This window comes from Streptomyces sp. NPDC003456 (genome assembly GCF_042878735.1).
Classification (GTDB): domain Bacteria; phylum Actinomycetota; class Actinomycetes; order Streptomycetales; family Streptomycetaceae; genus Streptomyces.
This window is the reverse complement of the sequence record NZ_JBIAOK010000009.1, coordinates 14,169-39,960: the sequence shown is the minus strand read 5'-3', so window position 1 is coordinate 39,960 and position 25,792 is coordinate 14,169. Positions and strand designations below refer to the sequence as shown.

Genomic DNA, 25,792 nt, shown 5'->3' with positions numbered 1-25,792 from the left:
GGGACCAAGCCGTCAGCTGGGCTGCTGGGCGGCGAGCGATTCGATGATTGACTTCTGGCGGCGAATGTCGGCGGCTTGGTCGGGAGTGGCCTCGTAGCCGGACAGGCTGCCGATTTCGGCCCGGGCGGCGGCGATGTCTCCGAGCCACGCGAGGACGACCGCACGCTGGGACCGCAGGCCGACCATCATCTCCTGCAGGTTGAACTCCTTGGCCATCGCAAGTAGGCGGTTGAGGATGCTCAGAGCCTGCTGCATATCGCCAGCGTTCATCAGGATGTCAACCACTTCTTGTCCAGAGTCGACGGCCTGACGCCAGCAGCCAGTGAGTTGGTACAGATGCATTGCTGGGATGGCCGAAAGAGTCTCGGGGCCACTGACCACGCCCTGACTGCGACGGGCCCTGACGGACAGCGAGAGACAGTCGGCGAGCCGCTTGTAGTCGTCCGGGTCCTCGCTGGAGCCGACCCGTGCCTCCAGACCAATGATTGGTCCGGTGAGCTCGCTGGGGCTGAGACCGAGGTAGGCGCAGTAGTCTGCAGCCAACCTGGTCGCCACCACGTCAGCACGGTCGAACTCACCCGCTTGGTACAAGCCGTTGGCGAAGTTGTAGCGCAGAGCATGCTCCTCCCGCGATCCGTTAACCACTTGAGCCAGGCCAGCGGTGAACGCCGCCGTCAGGCGATGAGCATCTTGGGCGCGGCCGTAGAGGATGAACTGGCGAATGGCCAGGAGGACTCTCTCCCGCGGGCCGATGCTGCTGTCACCGCCCTCTGCGGCCAGCTGTTCCATGACGTTCACGTGACTGGCGTACGCCTCCTGGTCACCTTCGGAGTAGGCCAAGGTTGCCAGGGCGTTGTGGGCTTCGAACCGGATGCAGTTGTCCTGGGCGGGATCCTGGGCGGTCTGCGCGATCGTGGCGTGGATCTCGCGGGGGTACCCACCCTCGTAGAACGCCTCCATCGTGGTGAGGTCGAGCAGTTGCTCGATCCGGCCCGTCTCGGCCAGCAAACGCATCCAGCGTCCGACCTGCGGAAACCCGCGCTGTCCTTCCAGGAGGTCGAGGAGTGCTTCGCGTACCCGCTGGGCGGCCTCATCGGGTAGGTCCTCCGAGGCGGACAAGGCCACGGGACGCACCGCATCGTGCAGCGTCACCCTGCCATCAGCGAAGTCCTGCGTGAAGCCCCAACCAGACAGGTCACGCACAGCCTGCGCGGCATGAGTAGGGCGCATGGAAACCGCTTCCGCGAGCCGCTGGAGCTCGGTGCCGGTGAGAGGCACCTCCGCGACCGCGAGGATTCCGGCAACGGCTCGTGAACGCGGCGCAAGGCGGTCGAGTACCTGCCTCAGGATCATTTCCTGGGCCGTGGCCTTGCTGTGCGTCTCGGCCTGCACGGAGTCGCAGAAGGCGGCACCGTCTCCGGCGTATGCAGTGCGGGTCAACTGTGCGGAGTTGAGCACGTACAGGGGGAGGCCTGCCGTGAGGGAGAGGACACGTTGAGCGGTGCCATAGTCCAGGATGCAGCCTTCGCTGTCGAAGACCGCGGCGATGGTGTCGATGCCCCAGCCGTCCAGCGACTCCGTGGTTATGCCGAGGTGTGCGGCGAGAGGGATCTGTTCCGGTCGGGGATGCCCCAACATGATCAGCCGGGCCGTCGGCAAGGCATCGACCAGCAGTCGCACATCCTCGATTTCGAGCAAGTGGACGTTGTCTACGACGACAGCGACCTCAATTTCTGCCTGGACGAGCAGGGTATGCACAGCGCGCAGCACCTCGATGCCCGCAGCGGCCGGCAAGGAACCGGCCTCGGGCCTGAAATGCCGGGCGGCTAGCTCCCGCGCCAGCGCGCCCGGCACGGAGGCGGCCTGGTATCCGGCGACGTCGAAGTAGGTCACCTGCTGGGGACAGTGTGCGGCAGCGTTCGCCGCCCACGTGGTCTTGCCGGCCCCCGAGAAACCGACCACCAACCTCACGGAATCGTCGTTCGCGAGCTCCGGCTCACCGCTACGGTGCCGGTAGATTGCGGGCAACTGGGGAAACGCCTGCAGTTCCTCCACGAATTGCTCGTACAACTGCGGCAAGTCTGCGGCAGCGAACTCATGGCCGTGAGCACCGGTGCACGCGTACTGAACACGTGCGGCGAGCTTCCACACCAGGGTTTCGGCGCTCAGCGACCCGAAGGGAATGTGCTCAGCCTGGTCAGTGCAGTTCTGCAACATGGCAGCTAGGTCGCTCCCTGGGGCCGGCAGCCACGTCTCTGCGGGGTGAGGCCTACCGGGCCCAACAATCGCCACGTCCACAGGCCAAGACGCTTTTCGCGTCCTGGTGAGCAGGTCCGGCCCCAAGCCCGCGTTGGTTACCACGACCAGGTGCGGGGTGCCAGAGCGGCGGCCCGCCGTGTGCTCGTCCCGAATGCTGCGGAACTGGTCGACCGCACCTTCCACGTCGCCCCAGGTCAGGTTGCCTCGACGAGTCTTGACCTGTAGGTAGAGCCAGCGGTTGTCGAATTCGACTTCCACGTCTTCGTCGCGTTCTACGCGCAGGCGCCGGACCTCCGCCGCCTGTAGCCGCAGTAGGCAGCCGACGGCGTACAGATGCTGGTAGGTGAACCCGCGATGCAACGATGTGATTCGCCTCAGTTGTTCGGCGCTGAGCACATCATTCTGCGGTTCGGCGCCTGCGGCTGCCTCAAGCGATCGATCTTCCGCCACCGCCCCAGAGTAGTGGCCGCGCACCGGCACAGCCCCGTTCTCGCTCCGCCAAGCGAGCCCTGTGACTCATAGCTATGAGGCCCTGGCTGCACTCCGCTTCGGCGGACAGGCCGATGCCCAGCGGGGGAGCGGCCGGCACGGGATGGCCGGGCGGCTTCGGACGCCGGTCCGCAGGGCAGGGCCAACTGAGGGGGCACGCGGGCTAGGCCCGGGAGGCCGCTGTCTAAACCAGGCCAGGTTCAAGAGCGGGCACCATCGCTGTGGCTACTGCCTCAGGAAGGACAGCTCGTCGTTGTCCAGGATGGCGCGCAACAGCTTCATCGCAGCCCCTTCCCACGCAGTACGGCCTGCTGCCAGCTTTCCGGTCGCAGGCTCGATAAGGGTGCCGACGAAGATGCTGTCGTCTTCGGTCAGCGGCTCGTCCGCGGTGGCCTTCTTGATCTTTTCTTCAGGGATGCGCGCAAAGTCGACGTCGTCCAGCGCCCTGATGGCCAGCGGGATGGTGTTTTCGATCTTCTCCTTGAGGTCCGCGTCAGCGGAGTCAGTCATGAGCGATGCCACACCGTTGGCCGTGTAGACGGCGAAGGCGATGGCGTAGAGCACGCCGGCCGAAAGCAGGTAGGTCGCCTCCCGGAGTTCCGCGCCCTTCACTTCGCCCTCGATCACGTCAGCGAACCTCGCCATCTCACCCAGGGCGGTCCAGAAGGCGATCAATTCGGCACGTGCCTCCGTCGCGCTGTCCCCCTCGAAGCGAGCATTGACCGCCTTGTCCATTGTCGTGGGCGTTCGGTACTTGTTGCCCACCAGCAGGAGCCCGGACACGTAGCGGACGGTCTTGAAGGAGAACAGCTTCGCGGAGAGCTTCCCGGGGTTGTCCTTGAGGTACTCGACCCGATCCTCAAACACGGGGATGGTGTCGAACAGGTCGCTGAGCTCCCGGTTGATCGGCTGACGGCGGTCCATGGACTGACCGAGCGACTGAGTCGGGGCCTTGACGTTGCGCTGAAGGTCGGCAAAGTCCTGCGCCCGGCGCTTGTGGTCGTCTTCGATGACGATGATCAGAGGTTGGCCTGAGTCCTTGAGCCGCTCAATGATCGGGTCATCGTCGTCACGGCTCTGCACAATGTCCTCGTACGCCCCGATGCGGTGCTGACCATCGCCGATATCGAACTTGGCACCGATATCCACAGAGAGAAGCCCGACCTGGGCTGCGTCATACTCCGTCGTAACACCGGGGATCGCGTGTGGCGTGAACGAGGCCTCCTTGGACGTCAGGTAGAGCACCGCGGCACCAAGGACAAAGTGCTCCTCATCCTCCAGGTACTTCACGATGCCCTTGAGGTGAGCGGTGTCGCGAGGACGGTTACCGTGAGCGTCCGTCTTGACCGGGTTCCATGCGGCCGGCTTCGTCACCATCGTCACCAGGTCGGGCGCGCTCATCGCGGTCGTCATCATCTGACGCCCACCCTGCATGTAGCCGATCACGGGAATGTGGATCTTAGGCAAGGTTCCCCCTTGAGCACGCCAACGGAGCCCCCCTCGGGAACTGATTTGCCGTCAGCGCGTAGGCGTGAAGCTACAACGCAAGAAGTACATCAGCAAGTCACCTTTTGCTATTGATCGATTGATGGCCGGCTTCGATCACAACGCGGCAAGTCTGGCGTAGGTTCACCTACTTCCTGCGTAGTCGATTGAGATTCCTGCGTAGCACGCCTATGTTGACGCTCGGAGCTGATCGGTCCACAGGTGGACGACTGCGGCCGACCGGTGACGCTCCTTGGAACCCCAGACCTGCCCCGCGGGTCTCGGCGACCCTTGCACCCACGGTTCACATCGAGGGTGACTGCGGTGCTTGGTGCCCACGAGGCGCCGTTCGTGTCCCGCAGACAGCGCCCCACCTACAGTCAGCCACTAGATGTAGTAGGCGGATATGGAGTAGCCACCACATGTTGTGGTGACTGGCGATGCTTGTGGTGTAGCTTGCTGCTAACGGCTCGTCATATTGTAAGTGAGAGGAGTGAGATGCCTGCGCGTCGGCTCGTTCGGGCGTACGTAGACGAAACTGGCGATCGCGGGCTATCCCCCACGGCGTCTCAGTTCTTTTCCTTTGCTGCTGTGCTGGTCGCTGACGAAGATGAACCCGCCATGCGTGCAGCGCTGTCGCAGCTTCGACGGGACCTGAGGGTGCCGCACGGCAAGGCGTTGCACTGGAAGGATCACGTCAAGGTCTACCCTCGTCGCCAGTACGTGACGACGAAGCTTGCGCAGCTCACGGGTGTTCAGATCACCTATGTCGTCGTTGAAAAGGCGGCGATCCCGGCACATGCGGGGATGCGGCGCGACCAAGTGATCTTCTACAACTTTGCTGCCGGCATCATTCTCGAGCGACTTCTCCTTGCGGCGCGAGACTGGCCCGGAGGAAGTCGTGACCTTCTCATCAAGTTCGGGCATGTGCGAGGCTTTGATCACCGCACTACTTGCGAATACTTCAAGATCAAGCCTCAGCTGGGGCCTGGGTGGGTGCCATGGGGCCTGCTTCAGGGACAGCCGACTTTCCAAGATCAAGCCAAGTGGGATGGTCTCCAGGCCGCTGATCAATATGCAGGTATGCTGAGCGCCGCGATCCGGTCTGATCAGTACGGCGGCTATGAGCCGTCACATCTGCTCGGGGTGCGGCATCAGATTCGCCGCAGTGCCCAAGGGGTCAGCCGTAACTACGGCTTCAAGATCCTTGGCAACGAGGCAACCTTTACATCCTTGCCCTGGTGGCCCCCTGAGGGGCTGTAGTTGAGACATGCAAGGGCCACCTTAGAGGCCCGGGGCGCTTCAACCGACATATCGGAAGGGTCTGGCAGCAGACCAAGCGTTCTCCCCGCGACCACTTAGGTGGCCCTTGCATGTCTCCTAGCCTACCGGATTCGCTTCTCCAAGCCCACACCGCGTACGCGACGAGTCCCAATTTTGATGCCTGAGTGCGTCTGCCAATGCGCACAGGGTGACTCGCCGTGATGGTGTGGCGCAGGGCCCTGGAGGAGTCGCCGTGCGCGCCCCAGCATCACTTCCCGCTGCGTACCTCTGACGCCCGAGCGCCCTCCCGGGCCGTCCTGGGGCCGTGGAAGGGCGCTCAACGATGACCAACATCGACAGCTACCGACAGCTCATCAGCAGGTCAGGGCGTTGATCGATAAGACGGCTGCAGGTCACGACCGCCTGTGATCAGTTGTGGCTGTGCAGGATCTCGTTCAGGCCGCCCCACACCGCGTTGTTCGGCCGGGCCTCGACGGCGCCGGTGACCGAGTTGCGGCGGAAGAGGATGTTGGAGGCGCCGGACAGCTCGCGGGCCTTGACGATCTGGCCGTCGGGCATGGTGACGCGGGTACCGGCGGTGACGTAGAGGCCGGCCTCGACGACGCACTCGTCGCCGAGGGCGATGCCCACGCCCGCCTCGGCGCCGATCAGGCAGCGCTCGCCGACGGAGATGATGACGTTGCCGCCGCCGGACAGGGTGCCCATGGTGGAGGCGCCGCCACCGATGTCCGAGCCGTCACCGATGACGACGCCGGCGGAGATGCGGCCCTCGACCATCGACGTGCCGAGCGTGCCGGCGTTGAAGTTGACGAAGCCCTCGTGCATGACGGTGGTGCCCTCGGCGAGGTGCGCGCCGAGGCGGACCCGGTCGGCGTCGGCGATCCGCACGCCCTTGGGGGCCACGTAGTCCGTCATGCGCGGGAACTTGTCCACGGAGGTCACCTGCAGGTGCAGGCCCTCGGCGCGGGCGTTGAGCCGGACCTTCTCCAGGTCGTCGACGGCGACCGGGCCGAGCGAGGTCCAGGCGACGTTGGCGAGGAAGCCGAAGATGCCGTCCAGGCTCTGGCCGTGCGGCTTGACCAGGCGGTGGGAGAGCAGGTGCAGGCGCAGGTAGACGTCGTGCGCGTCGATCGGCTTCTCGTCGAGCGAGGCGATGACCGTGCGGACCGCGACCACCTCGACGCCGCGGCGGGCGTCGGGGCCGACCGCGGCGGTGGCGCCGCCGCCGAGCAGCTCCGCGGCACGCTCGGCGGACAGTCGCTCGGTGCCGGACGGGCCGGGCTCGTCGACGAGCTCGGGCGCGGGGAACCAGGTGTCGAGAACGGTGCCGTCGGCGGCGATCGTGGCGAGGCCGGCGGCCACGGCGCCGGTGGTGCGGGGAGCAGTCGTGTCGGTCATGAGGGCAACCTAACCGGCGGACGCCGCTCGATGCGAACCGGTCCCCGGACGTCTCACGAGCCGGTCCCCCGGCCGGGCGGACCTGCACCGACCGCCCCGGGCACCCGGGCGACCGAGCCCGCCGCGCGGGGGCTGCCGGCCGGCGGCACACGCGTTCCCCGGGCACCCGGCCCGCCCCTGCCCTCGCCGCCTCAGCCGATCACCCGCGACAGGATCCCTCGCGCGTACTCCTCGTCGTACGGCACCCCCGTCAGCAGCACCTGGAGGCAGATCCCGTCGACGACCGCCACGAGGGCCCGCGCGGTGACCGGATCCGTACGGCGGGACAGCTGCTCGGCGACGCTCTCGGCCCACTCGGCGGCGACGGGCCGCAGCGCGGGCCGGCGCAGCGCGGCCAGGTACAGCTCGTACTCCAGCTCCACGCCCGTGCGGTCGCCCGACAGCCACTGCCCGATCCACCCGGCGAGGGCGGCGGCCAGGTCGGTCCGGTGGTCGTCCAGGTCACCGCACGAGGCGATCACCTCGGCGAAGCCCTCGTTGGTCTGCCGCAGTGCGGCCACCAGCAGTTCGTCGAGGGTCGCGAAGTGGTACGTCGTGGAGCCGAGCGGGACGTCGGCCTCGGCGGCGGCGCTGCGGTGGCTGAGACCGGCGATGCCCTTGGCCCCGACGACCCGGATCGCCGCGTCGATGATCCGCTGCCGCCGCTCGGGGTCGTGCCGCCGGGGCATCAGTGCGCACCCCCCAGATTCAACACCACGACCCCGATGATGATCAGCGCGATCCCGGCCGCCTTGGCGAGGGTGAGCCCCTCCCCCAGGAAGGCGATGCCGATCGTGGCGATGGCGGCGGTGCCGACCCCGGCCCAGATGGCGTAGGCCGTGCCGACGGAGACGGTCTTCAGCGTCTGGGCGAGCAGCGCGAAGGAGACGACGTAGCCGAGGAGCGTGAGCAGCGAGGGTCCGAGCCGGCTGAACCCGTCGCTGTACTTCATGGCGGTGGTCGCGCCGACCTCCGCGGCGATGGCCCCGGCCAGCAGCAGGTATCCCATGTGTACGAGCGTACACATCATCTGTACGGGCGTACACAAGCGCGGTACGGACCTGTCGGCAACGGCTTGATATCGGCGGGAAACCGCTCTCCCCAAAGGAGTCTCGGCGGTCTCACCCGTCCATTACGGTGTCACCGATCACACGCCGGGCCGCCACAACTGCGCCGCCGTCAAGGGTGCCCGGCCGGAGGAACCGCGCATGTCGGAAGAGAAGTCCCGCCCGCCCCAGGACCGCCCCTGGGAGAGCGGCTGGGCCCCGGACACCGCCCGGGCCCCGGGAACGCGACGGCTCTGGCTGGCGGGTGCGCTCGCGCTGGCCACGGTCGGCGCGTGCGTCACCGCCGTCGCCCTGACGGGGAACGGGTCGGCGGAGCCGGTCGGCCGGCCGGACCGGCCCTCCGCCCTCGGCGGCTCGGCCCCCGGTGGCCTGATCTCCTTCGCCACGCCCTCGAAGAGCGGGAGCGCGTCCCCGGGCGCGCGGACCGGCAGTCCGTCGGCCGCGCCGACGGCGAGCCCGTCCGCGCGGAGCGGTTCCCCGAGCGCGGAGTCCGGGAAGCGGACGCCGGCGCCGTCCGTGACCCCCCGCCCGTCGAAGCCCGCCGCGCCCGGGCCCCCGGCCGCGGGCGGCATCTCCGTACGCTCGGTCAACTACCCCGACCACTACTGGCGGCTGCGGGACGGCTCCGTCCGCCTGGAGCCGGCCGGCCGGGGGCGGCGCGAGGACGCCACCTTCCGGCGGGTGGCCGGTCTCGCGGGTGCCTCCTGCTGGTCCTTCGCCACGGCGGACGGCCGCTACCTGCGCCACCGCGACTTCGTCCTGGTCGCCGGCGCCGACGACGGCTCCTCCCTCTTCCGGCAGGACGCCACCTTCTGCCCGCACGTCCGGTCCCGGTCCGGCGCGCTCCTGCTGGAGTCGCTCAACTACCCGGGCCACTTCCTGCGCCACCGCGACTTCCAGCTCCGCCTCGACCCCTACGACCACAGCCGCCCGTACCGGGCGGACGCATCGTTCCATCTGGTCACCGGGCTGGGCTGAACGCACCTGAGGGCGGCACCCGGCAGGGGTGCCGCCCTCAGACGTGTCAGCGGGCCCCGGTCGAGGCCCTTCGACGTGGATCCCGGACGTCCGTGTCAGACGTTGAAGCCGAGCGCGCGCAGCTGCTCGCGGCCGTCGTCGGTGATCTTGTCGGGGCCCCACGGGGGCATCCAGACCCAGTTGATGCGCAGTTCGCTCACGAGGCCGTCCGTGGCCGACTTGGCCTGGTCCTCGATGACGTCCGTCAGCGGGCAGGCCGCCGAGGTCAGGGTCATGTCGAGCGTCGCGATGTTCGCGTCGTCGATGTGGATGCCGTAGATCAGGCCGAGGTTGACGACGTCGATGCCCAGCTCGGGGTCGACGACGTCGTACAGCGCCTCACGGACCTCTTCCTCCGAGGCCGGCTTCATCTCAACGGTCTCGCTCATGCCGTCGTCTCCTTCTCGGCGTCGGCTCCGCCCAGCACCTGGGCCGTCGCGTCCTTCCAGGCCATCCAGCTCAGCAGGGCGCACTTGACCCGGGCCGGGTACTTGGACACCCCGGCGAACGCCACCGCGTCCTCCAGGACGTCCTCCATCGCGTCGTCGGGCTCGATCCGGCCCTTGGACTGCATCAGCTCCAGGAAGGTCTCCTGGATCTTCCGCGCGTCGGACAGCTCCTTGCCGACCAGCAGCTCGTTCAGCACGGACGCCGAGGCCTGGCTGATGGAGCAGCCCTGGCCCTCGTAGCTGACGTCCTCGATCGTCGTGCCGTCGTACTTCACGCGCAGCGTGATCTCGTCGCCGCACGTCGGGTTGACGTGGTGCACCTCGGCGTCGCCATCCCTCAGACCACGCCCGTGCGGGTTCTTGTAGTGGTCCAGGATGACTTCCTGGTACATGGAGTCCAGCTTCACTGTCTCAGCTCACGCCCTTCAGCCGAAGAAGTTCCGAACGTGCTCCAGGCCGTCGACCAGCGCGTCGATCTCGGCCGGCGTGGAGTACAGATAGAACGACGCTCGCGTGGTCGCAGGAATTCCGTACCGCAGGCAGACCGGCCGCGCGCAGTGGTGACCGACCCGGACCGCGATGCCCTGCTCGTCCAGGACCTGGCCCACGTCGTGCGGGTGGATGTCGCCGAGCGTGAAGGAGATCGCGGCGCCCCGCTCCTCGGCCGTGGTCGGGCCGATGATGCGCAGGTCGGGGACCTCCAGCAGCCGCTTGACCGCGTACTCGGTCAGCGCGTGCTCGTGGGCGAGGATCTTCTCCATGCCGATCGACTCGAGGTAGTCGATCGCCGCGCCGAGACCGACCGCCTGGGCGATCGGGGGCGTGCCCGCCTCGAACTTGTGGGGAGCCGGCGCGTAGGTCGAGGAGTGCATCGACACCGTCTCGATCATCTCGCCGCCGCCGAGGAACGGAGGCAGGTCCTCCAGCAGCTCCTGGCGGCCCCACAGGACGCCGATGCCGGTCGGCCCGCACATCTTGTGGCCGGTGAAGGCCACGAAGTCGGCCTGGAGGGCCTGCACGTCCAGCGGCATGTGCGGGGCGGCCTGGGAGGCGTCGACGCAGACCAGGGCGCCGACCTCCTGGGCGCGGCGCACGATCGCCTCGACCGGGTTCTGGGTGCCGAGGATGTTGGAGACCAGCACGAAGGAGACGATCTTCGTCTTCTCAGTGATGACCTCGTCGATGTTCGACAGGTCCAGGCGGCCGTCGTCGGTGAGGCCGAACCACTTCAGCTTCGCGCCCGTGCGCTGCGCGAGCAGCTGCCACGGCACGATGTTGGAGTGGTGCTCCATCTCCGTGATGACGATCTCGGTCTCGGAGTCCACGCGGTAGGGCTCGTCGGCCCAGCCCAGCATGTTCGCCACGAGGTTCAGCGACTCCGAGGCGTTCTTGGTGAAGATCACCTCGTCGCGCGAGGGCGCGTTGATGAACTCCGCGACCTTGTCGCGCGCGCCCTCGTACAGCGCCGTGGCCTCCTCGGCGAGCACATGCACACCGCGGTGGACGTTGGCGTTGTAGCGCTCGTAGTACTCACTGAGTGCGTCCAGCACCTGGCGCGGCTTCTGGCTGGTGGCCGCGTTGTCCAGGTACACGAGCTTCCGGCCGTCGTGGACCTGGCGGTCCAGGATGGGGAAGTCCTTGCGGATCGCCTCGGTGTCGAGGAGGCCCGGCAGCTGTGTCACGCGGATGCGCCACCCTTCGTGTATGCCTCGTAGCCCTCGTTCTCCAGCTTGTCCGCGAGCTCGGCACCGCCGGACTCGACGATCCGGCCGCCGGAGAAGACGTGCACGTGGTCGGGCTTGATGTAGCGCAGGATGCGCGTGTAGTGGGTGATCAGCAGGGTGCCGACCTCGCCCGTCTCGCGAACGCGGTTCACGCCCTCGGACACGACGCGCAGGGCGTCGACGTCCAGGCCGGAGTCGGTCTCGTCGAGGATGGCGACCTTCGGCTTGAGCAGCTCCAGCTGGAGGATCTCGTGGCGCTTCTTCTCACCGCCGGAGAAGCCCTCGTTGACGTTGCGCTCGGCGAAGGCGGGGTCCATGTTGAGGCGCTCCATGGCCTCCTTGACCTCCTTCACCCAGGTGCGCAGCTTGGGGGCCTCGCCGCGGACGGCGGTGGCGGAGGTGCGCAGGAAGTTGGAGACGGAGACGCCGGGGACCTCGACCGGGTACTGCATGGCGAGGAACAGGCCGGCGCGGGCCCGCTCGTCGACGGACATCTCCAGGACGTCCTCACCGTCGAGGGTGACGGTGCCGCCGGTGATCGTGTACTTCGGGTGACCGGCGAGGGAGTAGGCGAGGGTCGACTTGCCCGAGCCGTTGGGGCCCATGATGGCGTGCGTCTCGCCCTGCTTCACGGTGAGGTCGACACCCTTGAGGATCTCCTTCGTGCCGTTCTCGACCTCGACGGTGACGTGCAGGTCTCGGATTTCAAGCGTAGCCATGGGTGCCTCAGGACTCCTGGGTGAGGGAGACGAGCACGTCGTCCCCATCGATCTTTACGGGGTATACGGGGACGGGGCGCGTCGCCGGGAGGGCGTCGGGCTTGCCGGAGCGCAGGTCGAAGCGCGAGCCGTGCAGCCAGCACTCGATGTGGCAGTCGTCGACCTCGCCCTCCGACAGGGAGACGTTCGCGTGCGAGCAGATGTCGTGGATCGCGAACACCTCGCCCTCGGTCTGCACGATGGACACGGGCGTGCCGTCGAGCTCCACCCGCTTGGGGGTGTCCTCCTCCAGCTCGCCCAGTCCGCAGGCGCGTACGAAGGTCATGCGACCGCCGCCTCCAGCTCCTCCTCGATCTTGCTGATCAGGCGCTCCTCGATGTCGGCGACCCCGATCTGCTGGACCAGCTCGGCGAAGAAGCCGCGGACCACCAGACGGCGGGCCTCGTACTCCGGGATGCCGCGCGCCATGAGGTAGAAGAGCTGCTCGTCGTCGAAGCGGCCGGTCGCCGAGGCGTGGCCGGCGCCGACGATCTCGCCGGTCTCGATCTCCAGGTTCGGTACGGAGTCCACGCGCGCCCCGTCGGTGAGGACCAGGTTGCGGTTCATCTCGTACGTGTCGGTGCCCTCGGCCTTGGCCTCGATGAGCACGTCACCGATCCACACGGCGTGCGCCGCGTCGCCCTGGAGGGCGCCCTTGTAGACGACGTTCGACTTGCAGTGCGGGACGTTGTGGTCGACCAGGAGGCGGTGCTCCTGGTGCTGGCCCCGGTCGGTGAAGTACAGGCCGAACAGCTCGGCCTCGCCGCCGGGCCCGGCGTACTGCACGCGCGGGTGGAGCCGGACGACGTCGCCGCCGAAGGTGACGACGACCGACTTGAAGGAGGCGTCGCGGCCGACGAGCGCGTTGTGCTGCGCGACGTGCACGGCCTTGTCGTCCCAGTCCTGCACGGAGACGACGGTGAGCTTGGCGCCGTCGCCGAGCAGGTAGTCGACGTTGGCGGCGAGCACCGCGTCACCGGTGTGGTCGATGACCACGACGGCCTCGGCGAAGGCGCCCAGCTCGATCACCTGGTGGCCGAAGGCGGTGCCGCCCTCGCCGTGCACCGCGATGCGGATCGGCTCGGTGAGGACGGTCTCCTTGGGGACGGTCACGACCGAGGCCTTCTCGAACGCCGAGTAGGCCTGGGCGGCGACGCGGTCCACCGGGGTGCCGGCCTTGCCGAGCCGCGCGTCGTCGCGGCCGACGGCCTCGACGGTGACGCCCTCGGGGGCCTGGACCTCGACCTTGACGCCGTTGCCGGTGGCGACGGCGGTGCCGTCGTGCAGGCCGCGCAGGCGCTCCAGCGGGGTGAACCGCCACTCCTCCTCGCGGCCGTGCGGGACCGGGAAGTCCGCGACGTCGAAGGACGGCGGCGCGCTCATGCGCGTGGCGACGGTCGACTCGGCGGCCACCGCGATCGAGCCCGCGGTGGTGGAGCCCACGGGGATGTTCTGAGCCTCAGCCATGGCTGTCGTAATGCTCGCTTTCGTTGCGTAAGGGGCGTGACGGGGGCGGGGCGGCGGGGGTCAGCCGACCGCGCCCTCCATCTGCAGCTCGATCAGCCGGTTGAGCTCCAGCGCGTACTCCATGGGGAGCTCCTTGGCGATGGGCTCGACGAAGCCGCGCACGATCATCGCCATGGCCTCGTCCTCGCTCAGGCCGCGGCTCATCAGGTAGAAGAGCTGGTCCTCGGAGACCTTGGAGACGGTCGCCTCGTGGCCCATGGACACGTCGTCCTCGCGGACGTCCACGTAGGGGTAGGTGTCCGAGCGGGAGATGGTGTCCACCAGCAGCGCGTCGCACAGGACGTTCGACTTGGAGCCCGGGGCGCCCTCGCCGATCTCGATGAGACCGCGGTAGGAGGTGCGGCCGCCGCCTCGCGCCACCGACTTGGAGACGATGTTGGAGGAGGTGTTCGGGGCCATGTGGACCATCTTGGCGCCGGCGTCCTGGTGCTGGCCCTCGCCCGCGAAGGCGATGGACAGGGTCTCGCCCTTGGCGTGCTCGCCCATGAGGTAGACGGCCGGGTACTTCATCGTCACCTTGGAGCCGATGTTGCCGTCGATCCACTCCATGGTCGCGCCCTCGTACGCCACGGCGCGCTTGGTGACCAGGTTGTAGACGTTGTTCGACCAGTTCTGGATGGTCGTGTAGCGGCAGCGGGCGTTCTTCTTGACGATGATCTCGACGACCGCGGAGTGCAGCGAGTCCGACTTGTAGATCGGGGCGGTGCAGCCCTCGACGTAGTGCACGTAGGCACCCTCGTCGACGATGATCAGGGTCCGCTCGAACTGGCCCATGTTCTCCGTGTTGATGCGGAAGTAGGCCTGGAGCGGGATCTCCACGTGCACGCCCTTCGGCACGTAGATGAAGGAGCCGCCCGACCACACGGCGGTGTTCAGAGCCGCGAACTTGTTGTCACCGGCGGGGATGACCGTCCCGAAGTACTCCTTGAAGAGCTCCGGGTGCTCCTTCAGCGCGGTGTCGGTGTCGAGGAAGATGACGCCCTGCTCCTCCAGGTCCTCGCGGATCTGGTGGTAGACGACCTCCGACTCGTACTGCGCGGCGACACCGGCGACGAGGCGCTGCTTCTCCGCCTCGGGGATGCCGAGCTTGTCGTAGGTGTTCTTGATGTCCTCGGGCAGGTCCTCCCAGGACTCCGCCTGCTTCTCCGTGGAGCGCACGAAGTACTTGATGTTGTCGAAGTCGATGCCCGACAGGTCCGAGCCCCAGTTCGGCATGGGCTTCTTCTCGAACAGGCGCAGGCCCTTGAGGCGGAGCTTGGTCATCCACTCCGGCTCGCTCTTCTTGGCGGAGATGTCCCGGACGACGTCCTCGTTGATGCCGCGCTTGGCGGAGGCGCCGGCCGTGTCGGAGTCGGCCCAGCCGTACTCGTACTTGCCCAGGCCCTCCAGCTCAGGGTGGGCAGTCTCCGTGGGGAGAGTCATGCGGGGTTCCTCCCGGCCGTGCTTGCAGATGCGTTGTGGGAAATCTTGGGGATGAACGTCGTGCAGACGCCGTCGCCGTGGGCGATGGTGGCGAGCCGCTGGACGTGCGTACCGAGCAGCTCCGCGAAAAATTCCGTCTCCGCCTCGCACAGCTGCGGGAACTGCTCGGCGACATGGGCGACCGGGCAGTGGTGCTGGCAGAGCTGTTCACCCTGTTGCGGGTGGGGCGCGCTGCGCGCCGTAGCAGCGTACCCGTCGGCGCTCAGCGCCTTGGCCAGGGCTTCGGTCCGCTCCTCGGGGGAGGCGGACTCCACCGCGGCGCGGTAGGCGCCGGCCTGTGCGGCGATCCGGGCGCGGGCGAACGCGGCGATCGCCTCGCCGCCGCCCTCGCGGTCGGCGATCCAGCGCAGGGCGTCCGCCGCGAGCTTGTCGTAGGACTGGTCGAAGGCGTCCCGGCCGCAGTCCGTCAGGGCGAACACCTTGGCCGGGCGGCCGCGGGTGCGCGTGCCGTAGACCCGCCGCTCGCGCGCCTCGACCACGCCGTCGCCCGCGAGGGCGTCGAGGTGGCGGCGCACGGCCGCCTGGGTCAGCCCGAGGCGCTCGGCGAGCTCCGCGACGGTCGAGGGGCCGTGGTCCAGGACGGACCGCGCGACCCGGTTGCGGGTGGACCGCTCCCCGGTCGCGAGCTCCTCCTGCGGGGCCCCCGTGGGGGTCTCCCGAGCCTCGCCGACGTTTTTCACAACGCCATTGTTGCGTAATTCACCGGAGCCGGGCAAGCGGCCTGCGCGGCACCCGACGGTGCCCTGCGTCACTTAGGTAAACCTAAGCCGACCTGCGGAAACGATCTCTGATCGATCAAAGCGGTGGCATGGCGCAGCCCCTTCGGGGACACTCCACAACCATGCCGACACCCCCTCCGACCGGCCCACTCGTCACCCGCGAGACACTCCGCGACGAACTGCGCGAACTGGGCGTGCGCCCCGGCGAGACCCTCCTGGTGCACTCCTCGCTGCGGGCGCTCGGCTGGGTCAACGGCGGACCTGTCGCGGTGGTCCAAGCACTCCTCGACGTCCTCGGCTCCGAGGGCACGCTGGTGGTCCCGACCCAGACCGGCGACCTGTCCGACCCGGCGCTGTGGAGCAACCCGCCCGTGCCCCCGCAGTGGTGGCCGGCCATCCGCGCCACGATGCCCGCCTACGACCCGGCCGTCACACCCTCGCGCGGCGTCGGCATCGTCCCGGAGACCGTGCGCACCTGGCCGGGGGCGCTGCGCAGCGCCCACCCGCAGACCTCGTTCGCCGCGCTCGGGGCCCGGGCGGCCGAGGTGGTCGAGGGGCACGCCCCCGACTGCCGGCTGGGCGAGCGCAGTCCGCTGGCGACCCTGGAGGCGATGGGCGCGCGGGTGCTGCTGCTCGGCGCGGGCTACGCCTCCTGTACGAGCTTCCACCTCGCCGAGTACCGCATACCGTCCCCGCGGGTGGCGGTGGGCAGGCCCGGCCCGGACGGCTGGGAGACCGTGGTGGAAGTGTCGATCAGCTCCGACCGGTTCGACGAGCTGGGCTACGACTTCGAGCGGGACCGCCCCGTGCTGCGCGGCAGGGCCGGCGGCGCCGAGGTGCGCCTGTTCCCGGTGGCCGACGCGGTGGCGTACGCCGAGCGCTGGCTGGCCGTGCACCGGCCGCGCGAGGAGGAGATCCCGCCCGCCGCGCCGCTGCCGGGCCCGCCCGCGCCGGGGGACCCCCGGGCCTGAGCCCCCGCGCGCCTCCCTAGACTCTGGACCCATGCGAAGTGAGCCCGTGGTCCAGGTCCAGGCCCTGGTGAAGCGGTACGGCACGAAGACCGCGGTGGACGGGCTCGACCTGGAGGCCCGGGAAGGCGTGACCGCCGTCCTCGGCCCCAACGGGGCGGGCAAGACCACCACCGTCGAGACCTGCGAGGGGTACCGCACGCCGGATTCCGGCACCGTGCGCGTCCTGGGCCTCGACCCGGTGCGGGACTCCGCCGGCCTGCGGCCGCGCATCGGCGTGATGCTCCAGTCCGGCGGTGTCTACTCCGGCGCCCGCGCCGACGAGATGCTCCGCCACGTCGCGAAGCTGCACGCCCACCCCCTCGACGTGGACGCCCTCATCGAGCGCCTCGGCCTCGGCTCCTGCGGGCGCACGTCCTACCGGCGGCTGTCGGGCGGCCAGCAGCAGCGGCTCGCGCTGGCGATGGCCGTGGTCGGCCGCCCCGAGCTGGTGTTCCTGGACGAGCCGACCGCCGGGCTCGACCCGCAGGCCCGCCGGGCGACCTGGGACCTGGTCCGGGACCTGCGCGCCGACGGCGTGTCGGTCATCCTCACCACCCACTACATGGACGAGGCCGAGCAGCTCGCCGACGACGTGGCGATCATCGACGCCGGCCGGGTCGTCGCCCAGGGCTCCCCCGAGCAGCTGTGCCGCGGCGGCGCCGAGAACACCCTGCGCTTCACCGGCCGGCCCGGTCTCGACGTCGGCTCCCTGCTCAAGGCCCTGCCCGCCGACTGCTCCGCCGCCGAGCTGACGCCGGGCTCCTACCGGGTCGTCGGCAAGGTCGACCCCCAGCTGCTCGCGACGGTCACCTCCTGGTGCGCCCAGCACGGGGTCATGCCGGAGCGGATCTCGGTGGAACGGCACACCCTGGAGGACGTCTTCCTGGAACTGACCGGCAAGGAGCTGCGTTCATGACCGCCACCGGCACCTACTCCCCCCGGCCCGGTGCGGCGCCCCTGCCCCGCATGATCGCCGCCCAGGCCGCGCTGGAGACGAAGATGCTCCTGCGCAACGGCGAGCAGCTGCTGCTCACCGTCGTGATCCCGGCGCTGCTGCTGGTCCTGTTCAGCACCGTGGACATCGTCGACACGGGCTCCGGCGAGGCGGTCGACTTCCTCGCTCCCGGCATCCTCGCGCTGGCGGTGATGTCGACCGCGTTCACCGGCCAGGCCATCGCGACCGGCTTCGAGCGGCGCTACGGGGTGCTGAAGCGGCTCGCCGCCTCCCCCCTGCCGCGCTGGGGCCTGATGACGGCCAAGACGCTGTCGGTGCTGGCCGTCGAGGTGCTGCAGGTGCTGCTGCTCACCGTGATCGCCCTCGCGCTCGGCTGGTCCCCGCACGGCAACCCGTTCGCCGTGCTGCTGCTCCTCGTGCTCGGCACCGCCGCCTTCTCGGGCCTCGGACTGCTGATGGCCGGCACGCTGAAGGCCGAGGCGACGCTCGCCGCGGCCAACCTGGTGTTCCTGCTGCTGCTCGTCGGCGGCGGGGTCGTCGTCCCGCTCGACAAGTTCCCCTCCGGCGCCCAGGACGTCCTCGCTCTGCTGCCCGTCGCCGCGCTGTCGGACGGGCTGCGGGACGTGCTGCAGCACGGGGCCGCCATGCCCTGGGGCGACCTGGGGATCCTCGCGGTCTGGGCGGTGCTCGGGCTCGCCGCCGCCGGGCGCTTCTTCCGCTGGGAGTGACGCTCGCCACCGCCGGGCGCGCCCGCCCCAGCTGGGACAAGGGCCGGGCCCGACCCTCGTGAAAGCGTGCACAAGCGGCGTCCTACGATGGGACGCGTGCCAAACGTGACCCGTGCCGACGCCCAGGCGGCCCTGCGCAACCCGCTCGCCTTCATCGCCGCGCGCTGGACCCCGGACCCCCGGACCGTCCGGCGCGCCGCCCTGTCCGCACTCGTGATGTCGGTGCTCATCGTGGTCACCGGCGGCGCCGTGCGGCTGACCGGCTCGGGCCTGGGCTGCCCGACCTGGCCCAAGTGCACCGACGACTCGATCACCTCGACCGCCGAGATGGGCGTCCACGGCGCCATCGAGTTCGGCAACCGGATGCTGACCTACGTACTGTGCGCCGCCGTCGGCTGGGCCATCATCGCGGCGCGCGCGACCAAGCCGTACCGGCGCGGGCTGACCCGGCTGGGCTGGGCGCAGTTCTGGATCGTGATGAGCAACGCGATCCTCGGCGGCATCGTGGTGCTGGTCGGTCTGAACCCGTACACGGTCGCGGCGCACTTCGTGGCGACGTCCGCGCTGATCGCGGTGGCGACGGTCATGTGGCACCGGGCGCGCGAGGGCGACGGGGAGCCGCGCCCGCTGGTGGGCAGCGCCGTGCGGCAGCTGGTGTGGTTCCTGGTCGCGGCATCGGTGCTGCTGATCCTCGTCGGCACGGTGGTCACCGGCGCGGGCCCGCACGCGGGCGACTCCAGCGAGGTCGAGCGGATGCCGGTCGACTGGGAGACGGTGAGCAAGCTGCACGCCGTGCTGGCCTGGATCGTGGTGACGCTGACCTTCGCCCTGTGGTTCGTCCTCAAGGCGGTCGACGCGCCCAGCGGCCCGCTGCACCGCACCCGCGAGCTGTTCCTGATCCTGCTCGCACAGGGCGCCATCGGCTACGTGCAGTACTTCACCGACCTGCCGGAGATCCTGGTCGGCCTGCACATGTTCGGTTCGGCCGTGATGTGGATCTGGGTCCTGCGAGTCGTGCTGTCGCTGCGCGAGCGGCCGCAGCTCGTGACGGACGTGCCCGGGCCCGCCGTCGAGCCGAACCTGACCAAGGCCTAGAGCAGGGCCCGCTCCCGCTCCCGACCGGGCAGGGGCCCCGCCGCGCGGGGCGCCTCGGCGAGCCCGTACACCCGCAGGGCGTTCGCCGAGGCCAGCATGGCCGCCACCCGCTGGGCGTCGCCGAGGGACCAGGCGCCCTCGGTGACCCAGGTGCCCAGCACCCGGCCGAGGGCCTCGCGGAACAGGCGGGCGCCCACCACGTGCAGTTCGGGAAGCCCCCGGGCGCCGGTGGAGAACAGGACCTTGCCGAACGGCGCCAGCTCCAGGATCTCCGCGAGCACGGCCGCGGCCCGGGCGCCGGTGCGCACCAGGGCGGCGCCGCAGTCGACGTGGACGTGCGGGAAGGCCCCGGCCAGATGGGCGGCGTGCCGGTGGTAGGGGTAGCCGTGCAGCAGGACCAGGTCCGTGCCCAGCCCCGCGGTGGCGCGGACGAAGTCGGTGAGCAGCACCGGGTCGGTCCGGTCGATGCGCAGGTCCGGTGCGCCCAGCCCGGCGTGCAGCTGCAGCGGCAGGCCCGAGGCGACGGCGCTCCACAGCAGGTGCCGCAGCAGCACCGGATCGCTCAGCTCCCCGCCGACTTCGCGCCCGGCGAGCCAGCGGCCGGCCGCCCCGCGGACCTCCCCCGGCCCGGGCGGCTCCGGCGCGAGCGCGAGGCCGTGCCGTGCACCGGCGACGGAGGTGAAGGCGACGGCGTGCGCGGCGGCGGCGTGCACGGACTCGGCGAGGTTAGCGAGGAAGGACTCGACGGTTCCGGAGGTGTCGGCGACCTGCTCGGCGAGCAGCTCCAGCCGGACGATCTCGTGGGCCTCGGCGGATCCGGCGGAGGCCAGCTCCTGCGGGCCGGTCAGATCGCCCGGGAGACCGGTGTCGACCAGGTAGGTCGTGATGCCGCTGCCGCTCAGGAGTCTTCGGCCGGCCTCCAGGACGCCGAGTTCACGGCGACGGGCGAGGTACCGGGCGGGCGGGCAGTGCGGTTCCAGGCCGAGCAGGGGCGGGCACCAGCGCCGCACGGCGAAGCCGGTCTGGGTGTCGAAGTGGGTGGTGCCGGGGGCGGGCGGCCCCTCGGTGGGGGCGAGGTGGGCCTCGAACGTGCCCAGGCCCAGCTCCGTGCGCAGCACTCCGTGGCAGTACTGGTCCACCAGCGACGGCGTTTCGATCATCCGGGCCTCCCCGTGGACCGCGTTCTCCTACGGGTCCTAACGGGTGAGGCGGGCAGGAAGTCGCGGGGCCGCCGCGGGGTACCGGGGCGTGCGGCGGTCCGAGGGCCGGGGGGCCGTCGGCGCCCGGGCGGGTGCGGGGCCGTCGTGGCTGGTCGCGCCCGCGCGGCGGAGCCGCGGACCGTCGCGGCCCCCGCGCCCTCCGGGAGAACCGGTCAGTCGTTCTTCGGGCCGCCGACCTGGATGCCGGCCATGCGGCTCCACTCGTAGCGGCCGGTCTTCACCTTGGCCGCGAACTCGCCGTCGAAGGACTCGTGGCGGGTGATGCCCGCCTTCTCGACGGCCTTCTCGGCGATCGCGTAGCTCGGGGCCACCAGGTCGCCCCAGTGGCCGTCCTCGCCGACCAGGACGATGCGGGCGCCGCGCTCGCCGAGGTAGGCGACCTGGCCCTCGGCGCCGCCGTGGGCCTGGGAGAAGGAGGTGATCTGCTGGGCCAGCCGGGCCGCCTTGCGCTCGGCCTTCGGGTCTGCCTGCTGCGTCTCTGCCATGACCAGGATGCTACTCACGGGTAGATCGACTCGCGAGAGCAGGGCGGTGTGACGTACGTCAGCGCAGGAACGGGTCCACCGCGACGGCGACGAAGAGCAGCGACACGTAGGTGATCGACCAGTGGAACAGGCGCATCTCCTTCAGCTTCGCACCCGTCACCTCCGCCTTGGCACGGTTCTGCAGGCCGTGGGCCTCCCACAGCCAGAAGCCGCCCGCCAGCAGGGCGACCGCCGTGTAGAACCAGCCGGTGTAGCCCAGCGGGGTCAGCAGCAGCGAGACGCCCACCATGACCCAGCTGTAGATCACGATCTGCTTGGCGACGACCTTGTTGGAGGCCACCACCGGCAGCATCGGCACGCCCACGCGCGCGTAGTCCTCCTTGACCTTCATGGACAGCGGCCAGTAGTGCGGCGGCGTCCAGAAGAACATGACGAGGAACAGGATGATCGGCGCCCAGGACATCGAGTTCGTGACCGAGGACCAGCCGATCAGCACCGGCAGGCAGCCGGCGATGCCGCCCCAGACGATGTTCTGCGAGGTCCGGCGCTTGAGGATCATCGTGTAGACGACCACGTAGAACAGCAGTGCGCCGAGGGAGAGCCAGGCGCTCAGCCAGTTCACGGTGAGGCCGAACAGCAGGGTGGACGTGATCGCCAGGGTGATGCCGAAGGCGAGGCACTCGCGCGGACTGACCATGCCGGTGACCAGCGGGCGCTGGGACGTGCGGTCCATCAGCGCGTCGATGTCGCGGTCGATGTACATGTTGAGGGCGTTGGCGCCGCCCGCGGACATGTAACCGCCGACGCAGGTCAGCAGCACCAGCGTCAGGTCGGGCACGCCCTGCTGCGCCAGGAACATCACCGGCACCGTGGTGATCAGCAGCAGCTCGATGATCCGCGGCTTGGTGAGAGCCACGAACGCCTTGACACGGGCCCCGAACGGCCGGTGGGCCGGGCTCTGGTCCGTCCCGAGCATCCCCGCTGGACGGGATTCAACGGCCGTCACGCACACCCCTACAGAGACAGTCCAGCGAGCCCCACCGTGTGAAGTGACGGTAAAGGCTCGCGCGTACCACGCCACTTTAGACGTTGCCCAGAGTCGGACATCCGCGGGGGTCGCCTCGTGTTGGGGGGAGGCTTCCGACGGGCGGTCCCCAGCTCGATTGAGCACCCGGATGAGCGGCTCCGTATTCACCTGTCGAATGCGGTACGGCCCAGTCAGGAGGCGGATCGGGACGACGCCCGGCACTCTGGAGTGACTCGGAAAATCGCACGTCCCACGGGGGTAGGCTCGGCTGCGGCCGGTGGGCGCCCCGATACACCGGCATCCGAACATGTGGAGAGGAGCCCTGACCCAGGGTGAGCATCAAGCCGACCACCACAGACCTCGAGTGGACCGAGTTGGACCAGCGGGCCGTCGACACCGCGCGTGTCCTGGCCGCCGACGCCGTACAGAAGGTCGGCAACGGCCATCCGGGTACGGCGATGAGCCTGGCGCCCGCCGCCTACACCCTCTTCCAGAAGGTGATGCGGCACGACCCGGCGGACGCCGACTGGGTCGGGCGCGATCGCTTCGTGCTGTCCGCCGGCCACTCGTCCCTGACCCTCTACACCCAGCTCTACCTGGCCGGCTTCGGCCTGGAGCTGGACGATCTGAAGTCCTTCCGCACCTGGGGTTCCAAGACCCCCGGTCACCCCGAGTACGGGCACACCACCGGTGTGGAGACGACGACCGGCCCGCTGGGGCAGGGTGTCGCCAACGCGGTGGGCATGGCGATGGCCGCCCGCTACGAGCGCGGCCTGTTCGACCCGGAGGCCCCGCAGGGCGAGTCCCCCTTCGACCACTTCATCTACTGCATCGCCGGTGACGGCTGCCTCCAGGAGGGCATCTCCTCCGAGGCGTCCTCCCTCGCGGGCCACCAGAAGCTCGGCAACCTGATCCTGCTGTGGGACGACAACCACATCTCGATCGAGGGCGACACCGAGACGGCCGTCTCCGAGGACACCGTCAAGCGGTACGAGGCCTACGGCTGGCACGTGCAGCGGGTGCAGCCGCAGGAGAACGGCGACCTGGACCCGGCCGCGATCCACGAGGCGATCCAGCAGGCCAAGGCCGTCACGGACCGGCCCTCGTTCATCGCGATGCGCTCGATCATCGCCTGGCCGGCCCCGAACGCGCAGAACACCGAGGCAGCGCACGGCTCGGCGCTCGGCGACGACGAGGTCGCGGCCACCAAGCGCGTCCTCGGCTTCGACCCGGAGCAGTCCTTCGAGGTCTCCGACGAGGTCATCGCGCACACCCGCAAGGCCCTGGAGCGGGGCAAGGCCGCCCGCGCGGTGTGGGACAAGGCCTACCAGCAGTGGCGGGACAACAACCCCGAGCGCGCCGCCGAGTACGACCGCATCGCCAAGGGCGAGCTGCCCAAGGGCTGGGAGGAGAAGATCCCGGTCTTCGAGGTCGGCAAGGGCGTCGCCACGCGCGCCGCGTCCGGCAAGGTGCTGCAGGCCCTCGGCGAGGTCGTCCCGGAGCTGTGGGGCGGCTCGGCCGACCTGGCCGGCTCCAACAACACCACGATCGACAAGACCAGCTCCTTCCTCCCGGCGGACAACCCCCTGCCGGAGGCGGACCCGTACGGCCGCACGATCCACTTCGGCATCCGCGAGCACGCGATGGCCGCCGAGATGAACGGCATCGCGCTGCACGGCAACACCCGCATCTACGGCGGCACCTTCCTGGTGTTCTCCGACTACATGCGCAACGCGGTGCGGCTGTCGGCGCTGATGCACCTGCCGGTGACGTACGTGTGGACGCACGACTCCATCGGTCTCGGTGAGGACGGCCCGACGCACCAGCCGGTCGAGCACCTCGCCTCGCTGCGCGCCATCCCGGGCCTGAACATCGTGCGCCCGGCCGACGCCAACGAGACCGCCATCGCCTGGCGCGAGATCCTGCGGCGCTGGACCAAGGAGTTCGGCAAGGGCCAGCCGCACGGCCTGGCGCTGACCCGGCAGGGCGTGCCGACCTACGAGCCGAACGACGACGCGGCCAAGGGCGGCTACGTCCTGTTCGAGGCCGAGGGCGGCGACGCCGAGGTGATCCTGATCGCCACCGGTTCCGAGGTGCACGTCGCCGTCGAGGCGCGCGAGGAGCTCCAGGGCGCCGGCGTGCCCACGCGCGTGGTGTCGATGCCGTCCGTGGAGTGGTTCGAGCAGCAGGACCAGGGGTACCGGGACAGCGTCCTGCCGCCGTCCGTCAGGGCTCGTGTGGCGGTGGAGGCCGGGGTCGGCCTCACCTGGCACAAGTACGTGGGGGACGCCGGCCGCATCGTTTCCCTGGAGCACTTCGGTGCTTCGGCCGACGGCAAGGTGCTGTTCCGGGAGTTCGGCTTCACCGCGGAGAACGTCGCGGCCGCCGCCCGGGAATCGATCGCCGCAGCTCAGCGCTGACGCTCATATACGACACGTAGGAGATGGAATTTCCATGACAGACGCACTCAAGCGCCTCTCCGAGGAAGGCGTCGCGATCTGGCTGGACGACCTGTCGCGCAAGCGGATCACGTCCGGCAACCTCGCCGAGCTGATCGACCAGCAGCACGTCGTGGGCGTCACCACCAACCCGTCGATCTTCCAGAAGGCGATCTCGCAGGGGGACGGCTACGACACGCAGCTGACCGACCTGGCCGCCCGTGAGGTCACCGTCGAAGAGGCCATCCGCATGATCACCACGGCGGACGTCCGCGACGCCGCCGACGTGCTGCGCCCGGTCTTCGACGCCACCGGCGGCAAGGACGGCCGCGTCTCGATCGAGGTCGACCCGCGCCTGGCGCACAACACCCGGGCCACGGTCGCCGAGGCCAAGCAGCTCGCGTGGCTGGTGGACCGGCCCAACACCCTCATCAAGATCCCGGCGACCGAGGCCGGGATCCCCGCGATCGCCGAGACCATCGGCCTGGGCATCAGCGTCAACGTCACGCTGATCTTCTCCCTGGAGCGCTACCGCAAGGTGATGGACGCGTTCCTGACCGGTCTGGAGAAGGCCAAGGAGCGCGGCCTGGACCTGTCGCAGATCCACTCCGTGGCGTCCTTCTTCGTCTCCCGCGTGGACACGGAGATCGACAAGCGGATCGACGCGCTGGGCACCGACGAGGCCAAGGCGCTGCGCGGCAAGGCCGCCGTCGCCAACGCCCGTCTCGCCTACCAGGCGTACGAGGAGGTCTTCTCCTCGGACCGCTGGAACGCCCTGGAGAAGGCCGGCGCCAACAAGCAGCGTCCGCTGTGGGCGTCGACCGGCGTGAAGGACAAGGCGTACAGCGACACCATGTACGTCACCGAGCTGGTCGCGCCGAACACGGTGAACACCATGCCCGAGGCGACCCTGTTCGCCACCGAGGACCACGGCGAGATCACCGGCGACACCGTGACGGGCACCTACGAGCAGGCCCGCGCCGACCTCGACGCGGTCGAGCGGCTCGGGATCAAGTACGACGAGGTCGTCCAGCTCCTGGAGAAGGAGGGCGTCGAGAAGTTCGAGGACTCCTGGAACGACCTGCTGAAGTCGACCGAGGCCGAGCTGAAGCGCCTCGCCCCCTCGGAGGGCTGAAC

The 25,792-nt window shown here is 69.5% G+C and carries 24 protein-coding genes; 8 read left to right on the top strand and 16 right to left on the bottom strand.

The window, feature by feature from the left end; genetic code table 11:
- Window positions 1-12: 12 nt before the first annotated feature.
- Both ACFYWG_RS31740 and ACFYWG_RS31735 read right to left on the bottom strand, forming a co-directional pair.
- Complete coding sequence (locus ACFYWG_RS31740; protein ID WP_389204360.1) at window positions 13-2,709, bottom strand: hypothetical protein; 2,697 nt, start codon at window positions 2,707-2,709, stop codon at window positions 13-15.
- Window positions 2,710-2,973: 264 nt separating this feature from the next.
- On the bottom strand, window positions 2,974-4,194 hold the full coding sequence (locus ACFYWG_RS31735; protein WP_389204359.1) for a DNA sulfur modification protein DndB: 1,221 nt from the start codon (window positions 4,192-4,194) through the stop codon (window positions 2,974-2,976).
- 537 nt (window positions 4,195-4,731) lie between these two features.
- Between ACFYWG_RS31735 and ACFYWG_RS31730 the strand changes: the two genes are divergently transcribed.
- Window positions 4,732-5,496, top strand: coding sequence for a DUF3800 domain-containing protein (locus ACFYWG_RS31730; RefSeq protein ID WP_190898847.1), 765 nt, complete (start codon window positions 4,732-4,734; stop codon window positions 5,494-5,496).
- A gap of 429 nt (window positions 5,497-5,925) precedes the next feature.
- On the opposite strand, the gene dapD is transcribed toward ACFYWG_RS31730, so the two are convergent.
- The 3 genes from dapD to ACFYWG_RS31715 all read right to left on the bottom strand — a co-directional run bounded on the left by dapD (window position 5,926) and on the right by ACFYWG_RS31715 (window position 7,963).
- Window positions 5,926-6,915, bottom strand: a complete 990-nt coding sequence (gene dapD / locus ACFYWG_RS31725; protein ID WP_376326036.1) for a 2,3,4,5-tetrahydropyridine-2,6-dicarboxylate N-succinyltransferase — start codon at window positions 6,913-6,915, stop codon at window positions 5,926-5,928.
- A 191-nt stretch (window positions 6,916-7,106) separates the two neighbouring features.
- Window positions 7,107-7,643, bottom strand: a complete 537-nt coding sequence (locus ACFYWG_RS31720) for a TetR/AcrR family transcriptional regulator (RefSeq protein ID WP_389204358.1) — start codon at window positions 7,641-7,643, stop codon at window positions 7,107-7,109.
- Window positions 7,643-7,963: a DMT family transporter gene (locus tag ACFYWG_RS31715; RefSeq protein WP_376326039.1), complete on the bottom strand. Its 321-nt coding sequence runs from the start codon at window positions 7,961-7,963 to the stop codon at window positions 7,643-7,645. The genes ACFYWG_RS31720 and ACFYWG_RS31715 overlap by 1 nt, the downstream gene beginning before the upstream one ends.
- 199 nt (window positions 7,964-8,162) lie before the next feature.
- Between ACFYWG_RS31715 and ACFYWG_RS31710 the strand changes: the two genes are divergently transcribed.
- The gene (locus tag ACFYWG_RS31710) at window positions 8,163-8,999 is read left to right on the top strand and encodes an AbfB domain-containing protein (RefSeq protein WP_389204357.1); all 837 of its coding nucleotides are present in this window, start codon (window positions 8,163-8,165) and stop codon (window positions 8,997-8,999) included.
- 95 nt (window positions 9,000-9,094) lie between these two features.
- Here the strand turns inward: ACFYWG_RS31710 and ACFYWG_RS31705 are convergent, their stop codons facing one another.
- From ACFYWG_RS31705 to ACFYWG_RS31670, 8 genes are read right to left on the bottom strand one after another with little or no spacing between them, the layout of a single operon-like run.
- Window positions 9,095-9,427, bottom strand: a complete 333-nt coding sequence (locus ACFYWG_RS31705; RefSeq protein ID WP_028809645.1) for a metal-sulfur cluster assembly factor — start codon at window positions 9,425-9,427, stop codon at window positions 9,095-9,097.
- Entirely contained in the window at window positions 9,424-9,894 is a 471-nt protein-coding gene (sufU, locus tag ACFYWG_RS31700) for a Fe-S cluster assembly sulfur transfer protein SufU (RefSeq protein ID WP_333936304.1), read from the bottom strand. The genes ACFYWG_RS31705 and sufU overlap by 4 nt, the downstream gene beginning before the upstream one ends.
- 18 nt (window positions 9,895-9,912) lie before the next feature.
- Window positions 9,913-11,169, bottom strand: coding sequence for a cysteine desulfurase (locus ACFYWG_RS31695; protein WP_376326043.1), 1,257 nt, complete (start codon window positions 11,167-11,169; stop codon window positions 9,913-9,915).
- Complete coding sequence (gene sufC / locus ACFYWG_RS31690) at window positions 11,166-11,930, bottom strand: Fe-S cluster assembly ATPase SufC (protein WP_383505542.1); 765 nt, start codon at window positions 11,928-11,930, stop codon at window positions 11,166-11,168. The genes ACFYWG_RS31695 and sufC overlap by 4 nt, the downstream gene beginning before the upstream one ends.
- 7 nt (window positions 11,931-11,937) lie before the next feature.
- Window positions 11,938-12,255 (bottom strand): non-heme iron oxygenase ferredoxin subunit, encoded by a 318-nt coding sequence (locus ACFYWG_RS31685; protein ID WP_309095074.1) that lies wholly within the window; start codon window positions 12,253-12,255, stop codon window positions 11,938-11,940.
- Entirely contained in the window at window positions 12,252-13,436 is a 1,185-nt protein-coding gene (sufD, locus tag ACFYWG_RS31680; RefSeq protein WP_376326046.1) for a Fe-S cluster assembly protein SufD, read from the bottom strand. Before sufD ends, ACFYWG_RS31685 begins: the two co-directional genes overlap by 4 nt.
- A 60-nt stretch (window positions 13,437-13,496) precedes the next feature.
- Window positions 13,497-14,918, bottom strand: coding sequence for a Fe-S cluster assembly protein SufB (sufB, locus tag ACFYWG_RS31675; protein ID WP_376326047.1), 1,422 nt, complete (start codon window positions 14,916-14,918; stop codon window positions 13,497-13,499).
- Complete coding sequence (locus ACFYWG_RS31670; protein WP_376326049.1) at window positions 14,915-15,658, bottom strand: helix-turn-helix transcriptional regulator; 744 nt, start codon at window positions 15,656-15,658, stop codon at window positions 14,915-14,917. The genes sufB and ACFYWG_RS31670 overlap by 4 nt, the downstream gene beginning before the upstream one ends.
- 161 nt (window positions 15,659-15,819) lie before the next feature.
- On the opposite strand from ACFYWG_RS31670, the gene ACFYWG_RS31665 reads away from it, so the two are divergent.
- The 4 genes from ACFYWG_RS31665 to ACFYWG_RS31650 all read left to right on the top strand — a co-directional run bounded on the left by ACFYWG_RS31665 (window position 15,820) and on the right by ACFYWG_RS31650 (window position 19,485).
- On the top strand, window positions 15,820-16,668 hold the full coding sequence (locus ACFYWG_RS31665; protein WP_385419433.1) for an aminoglycoside N(3)-acetyltransferase: 849 nt from the start codon (window positions 15,820-15,822) through the stop codon (window positions 16,666-16,668).
- Between the two features lie 31 nt (window positions 16,669-16,699).
- A complete protein-coding gene (locus tag ACFYWG_RS31660) occupies window positions 16,700-17,623 on the top strand; it encodes an ABC transporter ATP-binding protein (RefSeq protein WP_376326051.1) in 924 nt (307 codons plus the stop codon).
- The gene (locus tag ACFYWG_RS31655; protein ID WP_376326053.1) at window positions 17,620-18,390 is read left to right on the top strand and encodes an ABC transporter permease; all 771 of its coding nucleotides are present in this window, start codon (window positions 17,620-17,622) and stop codon (window positions 18,388-18,390) included. The genes ACFYWG_RS31660 and ACFYWG_RS31655 overlap by 4 nt, the downstream gene beginning before the upstream one ends.
- 87 nt (window positions 18,391-18,477) lie before the next feature.
- On the top strand, window positions 18,478-19,485 hold the full coding sequence (locus tag ACFYWG_RS31650; RefSeq protein ID WP_376326054.1) for a heme A synthase: 1,008 nt from the start codon (window positions 18,478-18,480) through the stop codon (window positions 19,483-19,485).
- On the opposite strand, the gene ACFYWG_RS31645 is transcribed toward ACFYWG_RS31650, so the two are convergent.
- From ACFYWG_RS31645 to ACFYWG_RS31635, 3 genes are all read right to left on the bottom strand, one after another.
- On the bottom strand, window positions 19,482-20,645 hold the full coding sequence (locus ACFYWG_RS31645; RefSeq protein WP_383505530.1) for an amidohydrolase family protein: 1,164 nt from the start codon (window positions 20,643-20,645) through the stop codon (window positions 19,482-19,484). The two genes, ACFYWG_RS31650 and ACFYWG_RS31645, sit on opposite strands and share 4 nt — an antisense overlap.
- A gap of 212 nt (window positions 20,646-20,857) precedes the next feature.
- Window positions 20,858-21,190 (bottom strand): hypothetical protein, encoded by a 333-nt coding sequence (locus tag ACFYWG_RS31640; protein WP_389204356.1) that lies wholly within the window; start codon window positions 21,188-21,190, stop codon window positions 20,858-20,860.
- A gap of 58 nt (window positions 21,191-21,248) precedes the next feature.
- Window positions 21,249-22,166 (bottom strand): heme o synthase, encoded by a 918-nt coding sequence (locus ACFYWG_RS31635; protein ID WP_376326059.1) that lies wholly within the window; start codon window positions 22,164-22,166, stop codon window positions 21,249-21,251.
- Between the two features lie 383 nt (window positions 22,167-22,549).
- On the opposite strand from ACFYWG_RS31635, the gene tkt reads away from it, so the two are divergent.
- Both tkt and tal read left to right on the top strand, forming a co-directional pair.
- Window positions 22,550-24,637 (top strand): transketolase, encoded by a 2,088-nt coding sequence (gene tkt / locus ACFYWG_RS31630; RefSeq protein WP_389204355.1) that lies wholly within the window; start codon window positions 22,550-22,552, stop codon window positions 24,635-24,637.
- Window positions 24,638-24,671: 34 nt separating this feature from the next.
- Window positions 24,672-25,790, top strand: coding sequence for a transaldolase (gene tal, locus ACFYWG_RS31625; protein WP_383505521.1), 1,119 nt, complete (start codon window positions 24,672-24,674; stop codon window positions 25,788-25,790).
- Window positions 25,791-25,792: the final 2 nt, after the last annotated feature.